The 13,970-nt window shown below is 65.3% G+C and carries 14 protein-coding genes; 3 read left to right on the forward strand and 11 right to left on the reverse strand.

The genetic code is table 11. From position 1 onward, the window contains the following. Positions 1–48: 48 nt before the first annotated feature. From ntrC to dusB, 3 genes are read right to left on the reverse strand one after another with little or no spacing between them, the layout of a single operon-like run. Entirely contained in the window at positions 49–1,497 is a 1,449-nt protein-coding gene (gene ntrC / locus AUL30_RS01795) for a nitrogen regulation protein NR(I) (protein ID WP_062226117.1), read from the reverse strand. Next, a complete protein-coding gene (locus tag AUL30_RS01800; RefSeq protein WP_062226118.1) occupies positions 1,497–2,627 on the reverse strand; it encodes a two-component system sensor histidine kinase NtrB in 1,131 nt (376 codons plus the stop codon). Before AUL30_RS01800 ends, ntrC begins: the two co-directional genes overlap by 1 nt. 4 nt (positions 2,628–2,631) lie before the next feature. Then, positions 2,632–3,717 carry a tRNA dihydrouridine synthase DusB gene (dusB, locus tag AUL30_RS01805; protein WP_083507601.1) on the reverse strand — a complete coding sequence of 362 codons (1,086 nt, stop codon included), beginning with the start codon at positions 3,715–3,717 and terminating at the stop codon, positions 2,632–2,634. A gap of 195 nt (positions 3,718–3,912) precedes the next feature. On the opposite strand from dusB, the gene AUL30_RS01810 reads away from it, so the two are divergent. From AUL30_RS01810 to AUL30_RS19620, 3 genes are all read left to right on the forward strand, one after another. Further along, the gene (locus AUL30_RS01810) at positions 3,913–5,100 is read left to right on the forward strand and encodes a bifunctional 2-C-methyl-D-erythritol 4-phosphate cytidylyltransferase/2-C-methyl-D-erythritol 2,4-cyclodiphosphate synthase (protein WP_062226119.1); all 1,188 of its coding nucleotides are present in this window, start codon (positions 3,913–3,915) and stop codon (positions 5,098–5,100) included. Beyond that, the gene (locus AUL30_RS01815) at positions 5,090–5,584 is read left to right on the forward strand and encodes a CinA family protein (RefSeq protein WP_062226120.1); all 495 of its coding nucleotides are present in this window, start codon (positions 5,090–5,092) and stop codon (positions 5,582–5,584) included. Before AUL30_RS01810 ends, AUL30_RS01815 begins: the two co-directional genes overlap by 11 nt. Before the next feature lie 163 nt (positions 5,585–5,747). Further along, entirely contained in the window at positions 5,748–6,017 is a 270-nt protein-coding gene (locus tag AUL30_RS19620) for a hypothetical protein (protein ID WP_157069806.1), read from the forward strand. 16 nt (positions 6,018–6,033) lie between these two features. Here AUL30_RS19620 and AUL30_RS01820 read toward each other — a convergent pair whose 3' ends face one another. The 8 genes from AUL30_RS01820 to AUL30_RS01855 form a co-directional block, all read right to left on the reverse strand. Further along, positions 6,034–6,483, reverse strand: a complete 450-nt coding sequence (locus AUL30_RS01820; RefSeq protein WP_062226121.1) for a type II toxin-antitoxin system RatA family toxin — start codon at positions 6,481–6,483, stop codon at positions 6,034–6,036. A 9-nt stretch (positions 6,484–6,492) separates the two neighbouring features. After that, complete coding sequence (gene lipA, locus AUL30_RS01825) at positions 6,493–7,470, reverse strand: lipoyl synthase (protein ID WP_062226122.1); 978 nt, start codon at positions 7,468–7,470, stop codon at positions 6,493–6,495. A gap of 107 nt (positions 7,471–7,577) precedes the next feature. Further along, complete coding sequence (locus AUL30_RS01830; protein ID WP_062226123.1) at positions 7,578–7,832, reverse strand: GlsB/YeaQ/YmgE family stress response membrane protein; 255 nt, start codon at positions 7,830–7,832, stop codon at positions 7,578–7,580. Positions 7,833–7,959: 127 nt separating this feature from the next. Continuing rightward, entirely contained in the window at positions 7,960–9,411 is a 1,452-nt protein-coding gene (gene lpdA, locus AUL30_RS01835; protein ID WP_062226124.1) for a dihydrolipoyl dehydrogenase, read from the reverse strand. A 43-nt stretch (positions 9,412–9,454) separates the two neighbouring features. Next, positions 9,455–10,846: a pyruvate dehydrogenase complex dihydrolipoamide acetyltransferase gene (locus AUL30_RS01840; RefSeq protein ID WP_062226125.1), complete on the reverse strand. Its 1,392-nt coding sequence runs from the start codon at positions 10,844–10,846 to the stop codon at positions 9,455–9,457. A 56-nt stretch (positions 10,847–10,902) separates the two neighbouring features. Continuing rightward, complete coding sequence (locus AUL30_RS01845) at positions 10,903–12,351, reverse strand: pyruvate dehydrogenase complex E1 component subunit beta (RefSeq protein WP_062226126.1); 1,449 nt, start codon at positions 12,349–12,351, stop codon at positions 10,903–10,905. A gap of 14 nt (positions 12,352–12,365) precedes the next feature. Then, positions 12,366–13,457 carry a pyruvate dehydrogenase (acetyl-transferring) E1 component subunit alpha gene (pdhA, locus tag AUL30_RS01850; protein ID WP_083507602.1) on the reverse strand — a complete coding sequence of 364 codons (1,092 nt, stop codon included), beginning with the start codon at positions 13,455–13,457 and terminating at the stop codon, positions 12,366–12,368. Between the two features lie 163 nt (positions 13,458–13,620). Continuing rightward, the gene (locus AUL30_RS01855; protein WP_062226127.1) at positions 13,621–13,929 is read right to left on the reverse strand and encodes an FtsB family cell division protein; all 309 of its coding nucleotides are present in this window, start codon (positions 13,927–13,929) and stop codon (positions 13,621–13,623) included. Positions 13,930–13,970: the final 41 nt, after the last annotated feature.

A 13,970-nucleotide genomic window follows, 5' to 3' on the forward strand; every position in this document is an offset into this window, starting at 1 on the left:
AGTTTTGCAACGTAATGTGGTGGAATTGCAACGAGCCTTACGGAATTTTCACCGTATCGACCGGACCACCATCACATCCAGATCGCGGATCTTCTTGCGCAGCGTGTTGCGGTTCACGCCAAGTAGGTCCGCAGCCTTGACCTGGTTTCCACGCGTCGCGGCCAGCGCCGCGGCGATGAGCGGGTACTCGACCTCGCGCAGGATCCGGCCATGCAGCCCCGGCGGTGGGAGATCGTCGCCGAACGAGGTGAAATACTCCGTCAGGTAGCGCTCGACCGATGCGGAAAGGTCGATGGGCTTGCCGTTCTCGGCATCCTCGCCACCGGTCTTGGCCATTTCGTTCGACAGTTCATGCTCGACGAGCTCGGCCGTGACCTCGTCCTGTGGGTAGAGCGCGGACAAGCGGCGGATGAGGTTTTCGAGCTCGCGCACATTGCCGGGCCAGGCGTAGCGGCGCATCACGTCGAGCGCGCCCTGGCTCAGCGTCTTGCGGGGCAGGCCCTCCTTCTGCACCTGCGCAAAGAAGTGCCGGGCCAGATCGCCCAGATCCTCGATCCGCTCGCGCAGGGGCGGCAGCCGCAGGGGCACGACATTCAACCGGTAGTAAAGATCCTCGCGGAACTGGCCCCTCTGGATAAGCTGGCGCAGATCCTTGTTGGTGGCCGCCACGATCCGCACGTCGGTGGCAATGGCCGTGCGCCCGCCGACCACCGTGTATTCGCCCTGCTGCAAGACGCGCAGGAGCCGCGTCTGGGCCTCCATCGGCATGTCGCCGATCTCGTCCAGGAAGAGCGTTCCACCCTCGGCCTGCTCGAAGCGCCCGCTGGCCCGCGACTGCGCCCCGGTAAAGGCGCCCTTCTCGTGGCCGAACAGCTCGGACTCGATCAGATCGCGCGGGATGGCCGCCATGTTGATGGCGACGAAAGGCCCTTTGCGGCGGCGTCCGTAATCGTGCAGCGCCCGGGCGACGAGTTCCTTGCCGGTGCCGGACTCACCCGTGATCAGCACCGTCAGGTCGGTCTGCATCATGCGCGCCAAGGCGCGATAGATATCCTGCATGGCGGGCGAACGGCCGACCAGGGGCATGGACTCCCCGGCATTCTCACCGGCATCGGCGCGCGCATTGGTCTTCGGCTCGGCAAGCGCCCGCCGTACGATCCCGACCAGTTCGGACAGGTCGAAGGGCTTCGGCACGTAGTCGTAGGCGCCGCGCTCGGACGCCTTGATCGCCGTCATGAACGTGTTCTGCGCGCTCATCACGATCACCGGCAGGTCCGGCCGCGTGTTGCGGATGCGCGGCAGCGTATCGAACACGTCGCCATCGGGCATCAGCACGTCGGTGATGACAAGATCGCCATCGCCGGCCGAAACCCAGCGCCACAGCGTTGCGATGTTGGAGGTGACGCGCACGTCGAAGCCCGCACGCAGCAGCGCCTGCGACAGGACGGTCCGGATAGCGGCGTCATCGTCCGCGACAAGAATCTGGGCCGATGCCATCAGTCGTTACTCCCGGTAACAGGATTGCGTGTCGCCTCCGGCGGTTCCGTCCAGGCCGGCATGAGGACGCGGAAGGCGGTGTGCCCCGGCTGCGAGTCGCATTCGATCACGCCGCCATGGTCTCCGATGATCTTGGCCACCAGCGCCAGGCCGAGCCCGGTGCCGCTGGGCTTGGTCGTTACGAAGGGATCGAAGATGTGTTCGCGGATGTCTTCCGGCACGCCGGCGCCGTTATCCTCGACCGTGAATTCGAGCGGCAGCGTCACGCGCTTGCGGCTGCCCGGCACCGATAGGCGCACGCCCGGCCGGAAGGCCGTGGTCAGCTTGATCTCCGGTTCGTCAGCCGAAGCAGAGGCTTCCGCCGAGTTCTTCAACAGGTTCAGGAACACCTGAACGAGCTGATCGCGGTTGGCATAGACGGGCGGAAGCGATGGATCGTAGATCTCGGTAAAGCGCACATTGCGCGCAAAGCCGCTGCGCGCCAGCGTCTTCACATATTCCAGAACGGAATGAATGTTGACGGCCGAGCGCTCCACCGGCCGCTGGTCGGAGAACACTTCCATCCGGTCCACGAGCTTACCGATGCGCTCGCTTTCCTCCTGGATCAGCCGCGTCAGAACACGGTCTTCGTCCGAAGCCGCGGTTTCCAGAAGCTGCGCCGCGCCGCGGATCCCGGACAGGGGATTGCGGATTTCATGCGCCAGCATTGAGGCAAGCCCCGTGACCGTGCGCGCCGCCGAGCGATGGGTCATCTGGCGGTCCATTTTGTCGGCGATCGAGCGCAGCTGGATCATCACCGTCACCAGTCCGTTCCCGTCGGGAACGGCGGAAACGTACAGATCCACCAGCCGGTCCACCCCGATGCGGGGCGACGACAGGTCCACCTTGTACTCGCTGATCCGCGAGCCCTGCGCCCGCACCTGATCGATCAGCAGGAAGAGTGGGCTGTCGGCCGGGACGAATTCGGACAGCCGGCGCCGCCGCAAATAGCTCGCGCCGGCCGAAAAGAACTGCTCGGCATCCGAATTGGCATAGGCGAAGTAACCCTCCCGGTCGACAACGACGACGGGATGCGGAAGCGCGTTGAGGACTTGGAGGGGGTCGACGGTCGGGGTGTCTTGCGGTGCCACGGTCTCAGGCTGCCTCTCTGGATGGTTCGCTGAAGGCGGGTTCCAGCTCGGCCGCCGTCAGGCCGTGGAACAGGTCCGCAAGCCGGTCGAGGACCGCCTTCGGATCGCTTGCCCGCAGAAGTTGCGCCCGCAGCTCCGGCTCCTCCGCCACGCGCAGGGCGCGCGCGTCGAGGTACCAGCCGAGATGCTTGCGGGCATGGCGCAGACCGGTCTGCGTGCCGTAATGGCTGAGCATATCCTCGTAGTGACGGCAGACGAGTTCGGCCATGACCACGGCGGACAGGTCTGCCGCGGTGAGCCGGCCGGCCAGAAGGCCGGCGAGCCAGGGCCGTCCGCAGAGGCCGCGGCCGATCATCACCGCGTCGGCACCGCTGGCCGCACGGGCGCGCCGCGCATCGGCAAGAGACCGTATATCCCCATTCACGACCAACGGCAGGCCGATCGCCTCGCGCACCGGGCGGATCGCGCTCCAGTTGGCCTGGCCGGTATAGAAGTCCGCCCGCGTGCGGCCATGCACCGTTACCATGGCAAGGCCGATCCGCTGGGCATCACGGGCAATGTCGGCGGCGTTGTGGCTCTGCGCATCCCATCCGAGCCGCATCTTGACCGATACGGGGACGCCAGCCGCACCCTCCACCGTGGCAGCCATCAGCGCTCGGGCGAGTTCGGGCTCGCGCATCAATGCCGAGCCGCATTGGCCGCCCACGACCTTCTTGGCCGGACAGCCGAAATTGATATCGATGAGTTCGACACCCTCTTCCGCCAGCCGCCTGGCCGCCGCGCGCATCAGCGCCGGGTCACGCCCCGCCAGTTGCACGGCGCGGGGGCGACCGCCATCCGCCATGACGCGCTTCAGGCTCTCCCGCGTATCGCGGAGCAGCTCCCCACTCGCCACCATCTCCGAAAAGACAAGGCCGGCGCCGAGGCGACGCAGGATACGGCGGAACGGGACATCCGTGATTCCCGACAAGGGTGCGGCCAGGACGCGGCTGTCCAGGACGAGTCCGCCCAGCGCCAGGCCAGCTTCCGGGAGCTTGCCCGAACCGGTTCCGGGCGCGGTACCACAGGTTGTCGACGGGCGGGAGGTCATGTCGGAACTTTATATGGATATGCTCAAATCGCAAGCAGGAGTGTTTTTTATGCTGATATTTTCGCTGCGGTGCAACCTATTTGTGCGGGTGGCAGCCATGCGTGCGAACAACACAGGCCAAACGCTCAAAGCTTGCACTCGCCGGCATCCTGTGGTCCTGCCAGAAGCGGACGGAAGCATGGGAGGTGTGTAGGAGTGGACCAGCGTCGCAAGGGACTTGTGATCGTAGCAGCGGGGCGTGGTGAGCGTGCGGGGACGGCGGACGGTCCCAAGCAATACCGCCGCCTCGGCGACAAGTCGGTCCTGGCGCATGCGCTGGACTGTTTCCCGGACGGGCTTTTTTCGGACGTCGTCGTGGTCATTCACGCAGACGATGCGGAACTGTTCCACCGCCACGCGGGGGAGCGCGGCGTGCGCGCCGTGCCGGGCGGGCGGACCCGCCAGGAATCCGTCTTGCGCGGGTTGGAAGCGCTGGCGGATGCGGAGCTCGATCTCGTCCTGATCCACGATGCGGCGCGCCCATTTGCGCAACCCCTTGTTGCTCCAGTCCTTGCGGCCGTGGACGAACGGACCGGGGCCATACCCGCTCTGCCCGTCTCCGATACGCTCAAGCGCGGGTCCGAGGGCGGCTTTATCGCGCAGACCGTCCAGCGCCACGGCCTCTATGGCGCGCAGACGCCCCAGGGCTTTCCCTTCCAGCCGATCCTCGCGGCGCATCGCGCCGCGGCGGCCAGCGAGCGCGACGACTTCACCGACGATGCCTCCATTGCCGAGTGGGCCGGGCTTCCGGTACGGCTGGTTGCGGGGCTGGCAGAAAACGTCAAGATCACCTACGCGGCGGACCTCATCCAGGCCCGCCTGAGATTGAAGGAAAGGCAACCCATGCTCGATGTCCGGGTCGGGAACGGCTACGACGTCCATCGCCTCGTGCCGGGGGATCACGTCACGCTCTGCGGCGTTCGCATCGCCCATGACATGACCCTGTCCGGCCATTCGGATGCGGATGTCTGCCTGCACGCGTTGACGGATGCCCTTCTGGCGACCTGCGGCGCGGGCGATATCGGGGATCACTTCCCGCCTTCCGACCCGCAATGGAAGGGCGCCGCCTCCCGCATTTTCCTGACGCATGCGGCGCAGATCGTCGCACAGGCCGGCGGGCGCATCTGCAATGTGGATATCAGCCTGATCTGCGAGGCACCCAAGATCGCCCCGCACCGGGAGGCCATGCGCCAGGCCATCGCCGACATGCTCGGCCTGGCGCTCGAGCGCGTTTCCGTCAAGGCGACGACCAACGAGACGATCGGCTTTGTCGGCCGCAAGGAAGGCATCGCCGCCATCGCCACCGCCAGCGTCATTTTTGGGGAGGCAGAGAATGCGGGATGATGAGGGGCTGATCGAGGAAGCCGAACGGCTGATCCGGCAGGCGACTGAACTGGGCATCAAACTGGCTACTGCCGAGTCCTGCACCGGCGGCCTCGTCGCTGCCTATCTGACCGAGATCGCCGGATCGTCGGCGGTGGTCGATCGGGGGTTCGTGACCTATTCCAACGCCGCCAAGCACGAACTGCTCGGCGTGCCGATGACGGGGCTCGAAAGCTTCGGCGCCGTGTCGGAGGAAGTGGCCAAGGCCATGGCGCTCGGCGCGCTGGTCGCCTCGCGCGCAGACATCGCCGTATCGATCACCGGCATCGCCGGTCCCGGCGGTGGCAGCGCGGAAAAGCCCGTCGGGCTCGTGCATTTCGGCGCAGCGCGGGGCGACACCGTCCTGCACCGCAGGGAGCATTTCGGCGACATCGGGCGGCGGCGCGTACGCCTGATGAGCGTGGCGATCGCCTTCGATCTTCTGGACGCGTTGATGCGCCGCTGACCGGCGGCGGAAGCGGTCAGCCGGTGTAGATCTTCGCGGCGCGTTCCTCGAACGCCACGGAGAAGCGGCAGACAAACCCGTCGGGCCCGTCCATTCCAGGTCGCCGCGAGGCGATGCCGTCCTACACCGCAGGGAGCATTTCAGCGACACTGGACGGCGGCACATGCGCCGGATCAGCGCCGAAATCGCTCGATCTTCTGGACGCGCTGATCCGCCGTTGACGGACGGCAACAACCATCAGTCGGTATCGATCGATCTTTGCCGCGTACCTTGGAACGCCGCGCAGATGCGGGTTTCTCCGTTTCGGGACGTGCGTGGGGCGATACCATTCCGCACCGCAAGGCGCATTTCGACGACCTTGAACGGCGGCGCGTCAGATGATGCGCGTGCGGCGATTGCCTTCGATCTTCTGAACCCCTTGATGCGCCGCTGACCGGCGGCGGAAACGGTCAGTCGGTGTAGATTTTCGCGGCGCGTTCCTCGAACGCCACGGAGAAGCGGCGGAAGGCGTAGTCGAACATCGAGCCCATGACGAGGCCGAGCGCGCGGTTCTTGAATTCGTACTCGATGAAGAAGTGGACCTCGCAGCCGCCGCCCGCATGCTCGTCGAAGCGCCATTGGTTGCGCAGGAAGCGGAACGGCCCGTCGACATACTCCACGTCGATGCGCCGCTCATCCGGGTCGAGCAGGACCTGCGTGGTGAAGCTTTCGCGGATCATCTTGTAGGCCACGGTCATGTCCGCGACCAGCAGCGTATCGCCCTCCCGCTCCCGGCGCGTACGCACGGTCAGGCGCTCGCACAAGGGCACGAACTCGGGATAGCGTTCCACATCGGCGACGAGGTCGAACATCTGGCGCGGCGTGAAGCGAACGACCCGCGTGCTTTCGAATTTCGGCATGGGCCCTCTTCAAGCGGCCGCGGCGGCCTGCCGCGCAAGACGTGCGGCCCGCAGCCGCTCGAAATCCTCGCCGGCATGGTGCGACGAGCGAGTCAGCGGACTGGCGGCCACGACGAGAAAGCCCTTCGTATAGGCCACCGTCTCGTAGGACTGGAACTCCTCCGGCGTCACATAGCGGATGACGGCATGGTGCTTGCGCGTCGGCTGCAGATACTGCCCCATGGTGATGAAGTCGACATCGGCGGAACGCAGATCGTCCATGAGCTGCAGGACCTCGTTCCGCTCCTCGCCCAGGCCCACCATGATGCCGGACTTGGTGAAGATCGTCGGATCCAGCTCCTTGACCCGCTGCAACAGCCGGACCGAATGGAAGTAGCGGGCACCTGGCCGCACCGTCAGATAGTTGGACGGGACGGTTTCCAGATTGTGGTTGAAGACGTCCGGCTTGGCCGCCACGACAATCTCCAGGGCGCCGGGCTTGCGCAGGAAATCGGGCGTCAGGATCTCGATCGTCGTGTTCGGCGCGGCTGCGCGTATGGCGCGGATCGTGTCGGCGAAGTGCTGCGCGCCGCCATCGTCCAGATCGTCCCGGTCGACGGAGGTGATGACGACATGCGACAGCCCCATACGCGCGACGGCGCGCGCCACGCTGGCCGGCTCCTGCGGATCGAGCGCATGGGGCTTGCCCGTGGCCACGTTGCAGAAGCTGCAGGCACGGGTGCAGATGCCGCCCATGATCATGAAGGTGGCGTGTTTCTTTTCCCAGCAGCCGCCGATATTGGGGCAGCCGGCTTCCTCGCACACGGTGACGAGTTTCTCGGATTTGACGATCTCACGCGTTTCGGCATAGCCGCGCGAAACCGGCGCCTTGACGCGGATCCAGTCGGGTTTGGGCAGCACCTCGGTATCCGGGCGCTTGGCCTTTTCGGGATGGCGAAGCCGGGGCTTGGCCCCGGCCTGCGTTACGGTGTCGAGAAGGGTGACCATGGAACCTATTTAACCCCGGCAAGGGCCCGCTGCAATGCGGGGGCCGTCCGCATGCATCCGTTGCATGGCCCGCCTTCGCGGACGGGCGAGCCCGTCCGCTGCGCGGATCAGGCCCGGCCCCGAATGGCGCGCCACAGGAAGATCAGCAGGCACGCGCCCACGATCGCGACGATGAACTGCACGAGGTAGGTTTCTGCCGTATAGACCCCGAACAGGCTCAAGATGAAGTTCAGAAACAAAGCCCCGACAATGCCGAGGATGATGTTGGTCAGAAGGCCGATATTGGCCCCCATCACTTTCTCCGCCACCCAGCCGGCCAGGCCGCCGAGAATGATGGACATGATAATGCCGACGCCGTTCATGCAAGCCACTCCTGTCCAAGTTTCGCGCGGCCCGTGCCGCGCTCTAGCTTAGATGGACCGGTCGAGCCCCGGTCAAGGGCATTGACCGGCCGCGGCAACGCCCCGCCGGCCCGGCGTGTCCGCCGTGTCACATGTGGATCACACGTCCATAGGCATCCAGGACGCTTTCATGCATCGTCTCCGACAGGGTCGGATGCGGGAAGACGGCGTGCATCAGCTCTTCTTCCGTCGTCTCCAGGCCCATGGCGATGACGAAGCCCTGGATCAGCTCCGTGACTTCCGCGCCCACCATATGGGCGCCCAGGAGCTCGCCAGTCTTCGCGTCGAAGACGGTCTTGACCATGCCTTCCGGCTCGCCCAGCGCAATGGCCTTGCCGTTGCCGATGAACTTGAACCGGCCGATCTTGACCTCGCGCCCGCTTTCCTTGGCCTTGGCTTCGGTCAGGCCGACGCTCGCCACCTGGGGCTGGCAGTAGGTGCAGCCGGGGATCTGTGTCCGGATCATCGGATGGGCGTCGAGCCCCTTGATCTTTTCGACGCAGATCGTCCCTTCGTGCTCGGCCTTGTGGGCCAGCATGGGCGCGCCCGCAACATCCCCGATGGCATAGATGCCGGGTACGTTGGTCTTGCCGTAGGGATCGACCTTGATGATCCCGCGCTCGATCGTGACGCCCGCAGCCTCGAGGCCGAGCCCCTCGGTATTGCCCTGGACACCGACGGCGGAAATCAGCCGCTCGGCCTTCAGGACCTGCGAGGCGCCGCCTTGCTCCACCGTCACCTCGACACCGTCGCCGGTCTTGGTCACCTTGGCGACCTTGGCGTCGGACAGGATCTTCATGCCCTGCTTCTCGAACTGCTTGCGCGCCAGTGCCGCGATTTCGGCATCCTCGACCGGCAGGATCTGCGGCAGGAGCTCGACCACGGTGACCTCGGCTCCCATGGTGCGATAGAAGGACGCAAATTCGATGCCGATCGCTCCCGACCCCATGACGATCAGGGACTTGGGCATGGACTTCGGCTTCATGGCCTCGAAATAGGTCCAGATACGGTCGCCGTCGGGCTCGATCCCCGGCAGGACACGCGGGCGCGCCCCGGTGGCGACGATCACGTTGCGGGCCTTGTAGCTGCCGTGTCCCAGGCTGGTCTTCGGAACCGGGTTCTGTGGCTCGACGACCGGCTTGGACGCATCGCCCACCACGACCTCGACCACACCGCCCTTGGGCGCCCCGTTGATGCGCGCCTCGCCCCAGATCACATCGACCTTGTTCTTCTTCAGGAGCATGCCGACGCCGCCATTGAGCTGCGCCGATACACCACGTGAGCGCTTGACGACGGCGCCGATGTCGAAGCCCGGCTTCTCGATGTTCAGGCCGTAATCCTTGGCATGTTCGGCATAGTGGAAGATCTCGGCCGAACGCAGCAACGCCTTGGTGGGAATACAGCCCCAGTTCAGGCAGATGCCGCCCAGATGCTCGCGTTCCACGACCGCAGTGCGCAAGCCGAGCTGCGCCGCGCGGATCGCCGCGACGTAGCCGCCGGGCCCGCCGCCGATGATGAGGATGTCGTAGGTCTCTGCCATGTTCGTCTGTCCCTGCCCGTCCGCAACGTCACGCAAGGTCCGGTCAGACCAGCATGCCCATGGGATTTTCGATGTACTGACGGAATGCCGATAGGAGTTCCGCACCCAAGGCGCCGTCCACCGCACGATGGTCGGTCGACAGCGTGACCGTCATGACATTGGCGATCGTGATCTCGCCCTTGCGCACCACGGCCCGCTCCTCACCCGCGCCGACCGCCAGGATGGTGGCATGCGGCGGGTTGATGACGGCGGAGAAATCGCGAATGCCGAACATGCCGAGATTGGAGACGGCCGTCGTGCCGCCCTGGTACTCTTCCGGCTTCAGCTTGCGCGAGCGTGCCCGGCGGGCGAGATCCTTCATCTCGTTGGAGATGACGGAGAGCGTCTTTTCGTCGGCGCGCCGAACGATCGGCGTGATCAGCCCACCCTCGATCGACACGGCCACGCCCACATCGGCATTGCGATGCTTGAGCATCGCACTTTCCGTCCAGGAGACGTTGGCATCCGGCACGGCCTTGAGGGCGCAGGCCATCGCCTTGATGATCATGTCGTTGACCGACAATTTGTAGGCCGGCTTATCGCCCGCATCGGTGCGCACCATGGGCGCGGCTTCGTTGAGTTGCTTGCGCAGGGCCAGGAGTGCATCGATCTGGCAATCGACCGACAGGTAGAAGTGCGGCACAGTCTGCTTGGATTCCACCAGCCGGCGCGCAATGGTCTTGCGCATGCCGTCATGCGGGATCTCCTCAAAGGAGCCTTGCGCGAAGAGCTTGCGGACGGCGTCGTCTGACGCTCCCTTGGCCGGGGCCGACGCAGCCGGCGCTGCTGCAGCCGCCTGCGGCGTTGCCGCCGCCGGAGCGGCAGATTCCGCTTTGGCGCCGCCACCCTTGGCTGCCGCCTCGACATCGGACTTGACGATCCGGCCCTGCGGGCCCGACCCCGTCACGCCCGCCAGCTCGACCCCGAGCTCCCGGGCGATGCGCCGCGCCAAGGGCGAGGCAAAGACCCTGTCACCCTTTGGCGCAGAGGCCTGGGCGGGTCCTCGAGCGGGTGCCTCGGCGGATTCTTGCGCGGGCGCTTGAGCCGTCGTCAGCGTGGCGGTGGCAGGCTCGGACTTCACCTCGTCCTGGCTGACCGTCACGGCCGCGTCGGCCTTCGGATCGGCGGCGATGGCGCCGGCATCGGCGCTTTCGCCGTCGGCGGTCAGGACGGCGATGGTGGCATTCACCTTCACGCCTTCCGTCCCGGCGGGAACCATGATCTTCGCCACGGTTCCTTCATCGACGGCTTCGACCTCCATCGTGGCCTTGTCGGTCTCGATCTCGGCGATCACGTCGCCGGGCGACACCTTGTCGCCCTCCTTGACCAGCCACTTGGCCAGCGTGCCTTCTTCCATGGTCGGCGACAGGGCCGGCATCGTCACATTGATCGGCATCCGTCCAATCTCCTCAGATGGCCCTGTCGGGCATCGTCACTTCCAACAGCCAAGCCTTACGCGCGGTAGGTCACGGCCTTCACGGCCTCGATGACTTCCTTCACGGAGGGCAGCGCCAGCTTTTCCAGATTGGCCGCATAGGGCATCGGCACGTCCTTGCCGCACACTTTCAGGACAGGTGCGTCCAGGTGGTCGAAGGCGCGAACCATCAGCTCGGAGGCGATGTGCGATCCGACGGAGCCCTGCGGCCATCCCTCTTCCACCGTCACGCAGCGGTTGGTCTTGCGTACGGAGCGCACCACCGTGTCGATATCCAGCGGGCGGATGGTGCGCAGGTCGATGACCTCCGCGTCGATCCCCTCCTGGGCGAGCTGCTCCGCGGCGGCGACGGCGTAGGTCATGCCGATGCCGAAGGAGACGATCGTCACGTCCTTGCCCTTGCGGTGGATGCGCGCCTTGCCGATCGGCACGGTCCAGTCGTCGAGCTTCGGCACGTCGAAGGAGTGACCGTAGAGAATCTCGTTTTCCAGGAAGATGACCGGGTTGGGATCCCGGATCGCCGACTTGAGGAGACCCTTCGCATCCGCAGCCGTGTAGGGCTGGACGACCTTGAGCCCCGGAATATGCCCGTACCATGCGGCATAGTCCTGGCTGTGCTGCGCGCCGACGCGCGCCGCCGCGCCGTTCGGCCCGCGGAACACGATGGGGCAGCCCATCTGGCCGCCGGCCATATAGAGCGTCTTGCCGGCCGAATTGATGATCTGGTCGATCGCCTGCATGGCGAAGTTGAACGTCATGAACTCGACGATCGGCCGCAGGCCGGCAAAGGCCGCACCGACGGCAAGGCCCGCAAAGCCATGTTCGGTAATCGGCGTATCGACCACGCGCCGCGCGCCGAACTCGTCCAGCAGGCCCTGGCTGATCTTGTAGGCGCCCTGGTACTCGGCGACTTCTTCGCCCATCAGGAAGACGGTCTCGTCCCGGCGCATCTCTTCGGCCATGGCGTCGCGCAGCGCTTCGCGCACGGTCGTCTTCACCATTTCCGTACCGGCCGGGAATTCCTCGGCGTAATCGCCGTCCGCGTCACCGACCTCGGGATGCGTCAGACCCGCGGCCGGCGACGACTTGCCGGCATTCTCGGAAGCCTTGGGCTCGGAAGCCTTGGGCTCGGAAGCCTTGGGCTCGGCAGGCCTGGGCTCAGCCGCGGCCTCCTTGGCGGGCTCCGGCGCCTGCGGCTTGGCGGACACGTCGTCGGCGCTTTCCCCTTCCGCCACCAGGATGGCGATGGGCGCGTTCACCTTGACGCCTTCCGTTCCGGCCGGGACCAGGATCTTGCCGAGCGTCCCCTCGTCGACGGCCTCGACTTCCATCGTGGCCTTGTCGGTTTCGATCTCGGCGATGACATCGCCGGGCGCGACGGAATCACCTTCCTGCTTAATCCACTTGGACAGCGTACCCTCTTCCATGGTCGGCGAAAGGGCGGGCATCAGAATCTCGATCGGCATGGTGCAAAGCCCTCTCAGTTCGCCGCCTGCGGCACTTCGTCGGCATAGATGTCCGTCCACAGTTCGGACGGATCGGGCTCCGGATCGTTCTGGGCGAACTCAGCAGCATCCTGGACGATGTCACGCACGGCGCGGTCGATGTCCTTGAGTTCATCCTCGCTGACGCCGAAGGCCTCGACCAGGCGCTGGCGCACCTGCTCGATCGGGTCGGACTCGGCCCGCATCTTCTGCACTTCCTCGCGCGTGCGGTACTTGGCAGGGTCGGACATGGAGTGCCCGCGATAGCGGTAGGTCAGCATCTCCAGGATGATCGGGCCGTTTCCGGCGCGGCAATGCTCGACCGCAAGGTCGGCTGCCGCCTTGACCGCGCGCACATCCATGCCATCCACCTGGATGCCGGGGATTTTGAACGAGATACCGCGATGGGCGAAATTGGTTTCGGCCGAGGCGCGGCTGACGGACGTGCCCATGGCGTAACGATTGTTCTCGATCACATAGATGACCGGGAGCTTCCAGAGCGACGCCATGTTGAAGGCTTCGTAGACCTGGCCCTGGTTGGCGGCGCCATCGCCGAAATAGGTGACCGACACATTGTCGTTGCCGCGATAGGCATTGGCAAAGGCCAAGCCGGTGCCGATCGGCACCTGCGCGCCTACGATGCCGTGTCCGCCGTAAAAGTTCTTTTCCTTGGAGAACATGTGCATGGAGCCGCCCTTGCCGCGCGAATAGCCGCTGCGGCGGCCCGTCAGCTCGGCCATGACGCCGCGCGCTTCCATGCCGGTGGCCAGCATATGGGCGTGGTCGCGATAGGCGGTGATGATCTGGTCCCCGTCCTTCAGCGCAGCCTGCACGCCGACGACGACAGCTTCCTGGCCGATGTAAAGGTGGCAGAAGCCGCCGATGACGCCCATGCCGTAAAGCTGGCCGGCCTTCTCTTCGAAGCGGCGCATCAACAGCATTTCGCGGTAGGCCTGGAGATTCTCCTCCTTGGAGAACTCGGCCGGCGGCGGCGTGTCGAAATGCTGGAGCGTCTTGACGATTTCGGACTGGGAGGCCGTTACGGCCTCCGCGGACCGGACGGTGCTCTTTTGTTTGCCAGAAGCCATAAGCGCCTTCCCTTCCTCTGGACCCGTTCAAGGGTATCTGGGAAAACGCACTACACGCAATTGCGATGCAACGGCAAGCCAGCGGCATACGCTTAACCGAAATTCGATTAAACTGGCCGGCCGGGAGATGATTTAACTGAAATTGAGTTGATATTTTGCTGCATCAGCGAAGGAGGACGATCTCATCCTCCGTCGCCATGTTCAATGCACGCCGCGCGCGTTCATCCACCATATCGCGCTCCAGCGATCCGTCCCGCAAAAAGCGCACGCGTGTTTCCAGGGCCTGGCGCTCGGCCGTGTAGCGTTGAAGGTCGGCTTCGCGACGCTCCAGGAGAGCCGCCATTTCCTTCTTGGAATCGCTGCCGTAGCGCCCTTCCTGCGATTGCATCGCAAAATAGGCAAGAACGGCCATGGTGATGACCGGCACCACGAAGGGGCCGAGCCGCGATTTGCGCTTCTGTCTGGTACGCATTGGGGACATCTCCGACTGGTGCGAAGATGCCCCCAACAGGC

The sequence above is a fragment of the Aureimonas frigidaquae genome (genome assembly GCF_001463905.1).
GTDB lineage: Bacteria > Pseudomonadota > Alphaproteobacteria > Rhizobiales > Rhizobiaceae > Aureimonas > Aureimonas frigidaquae.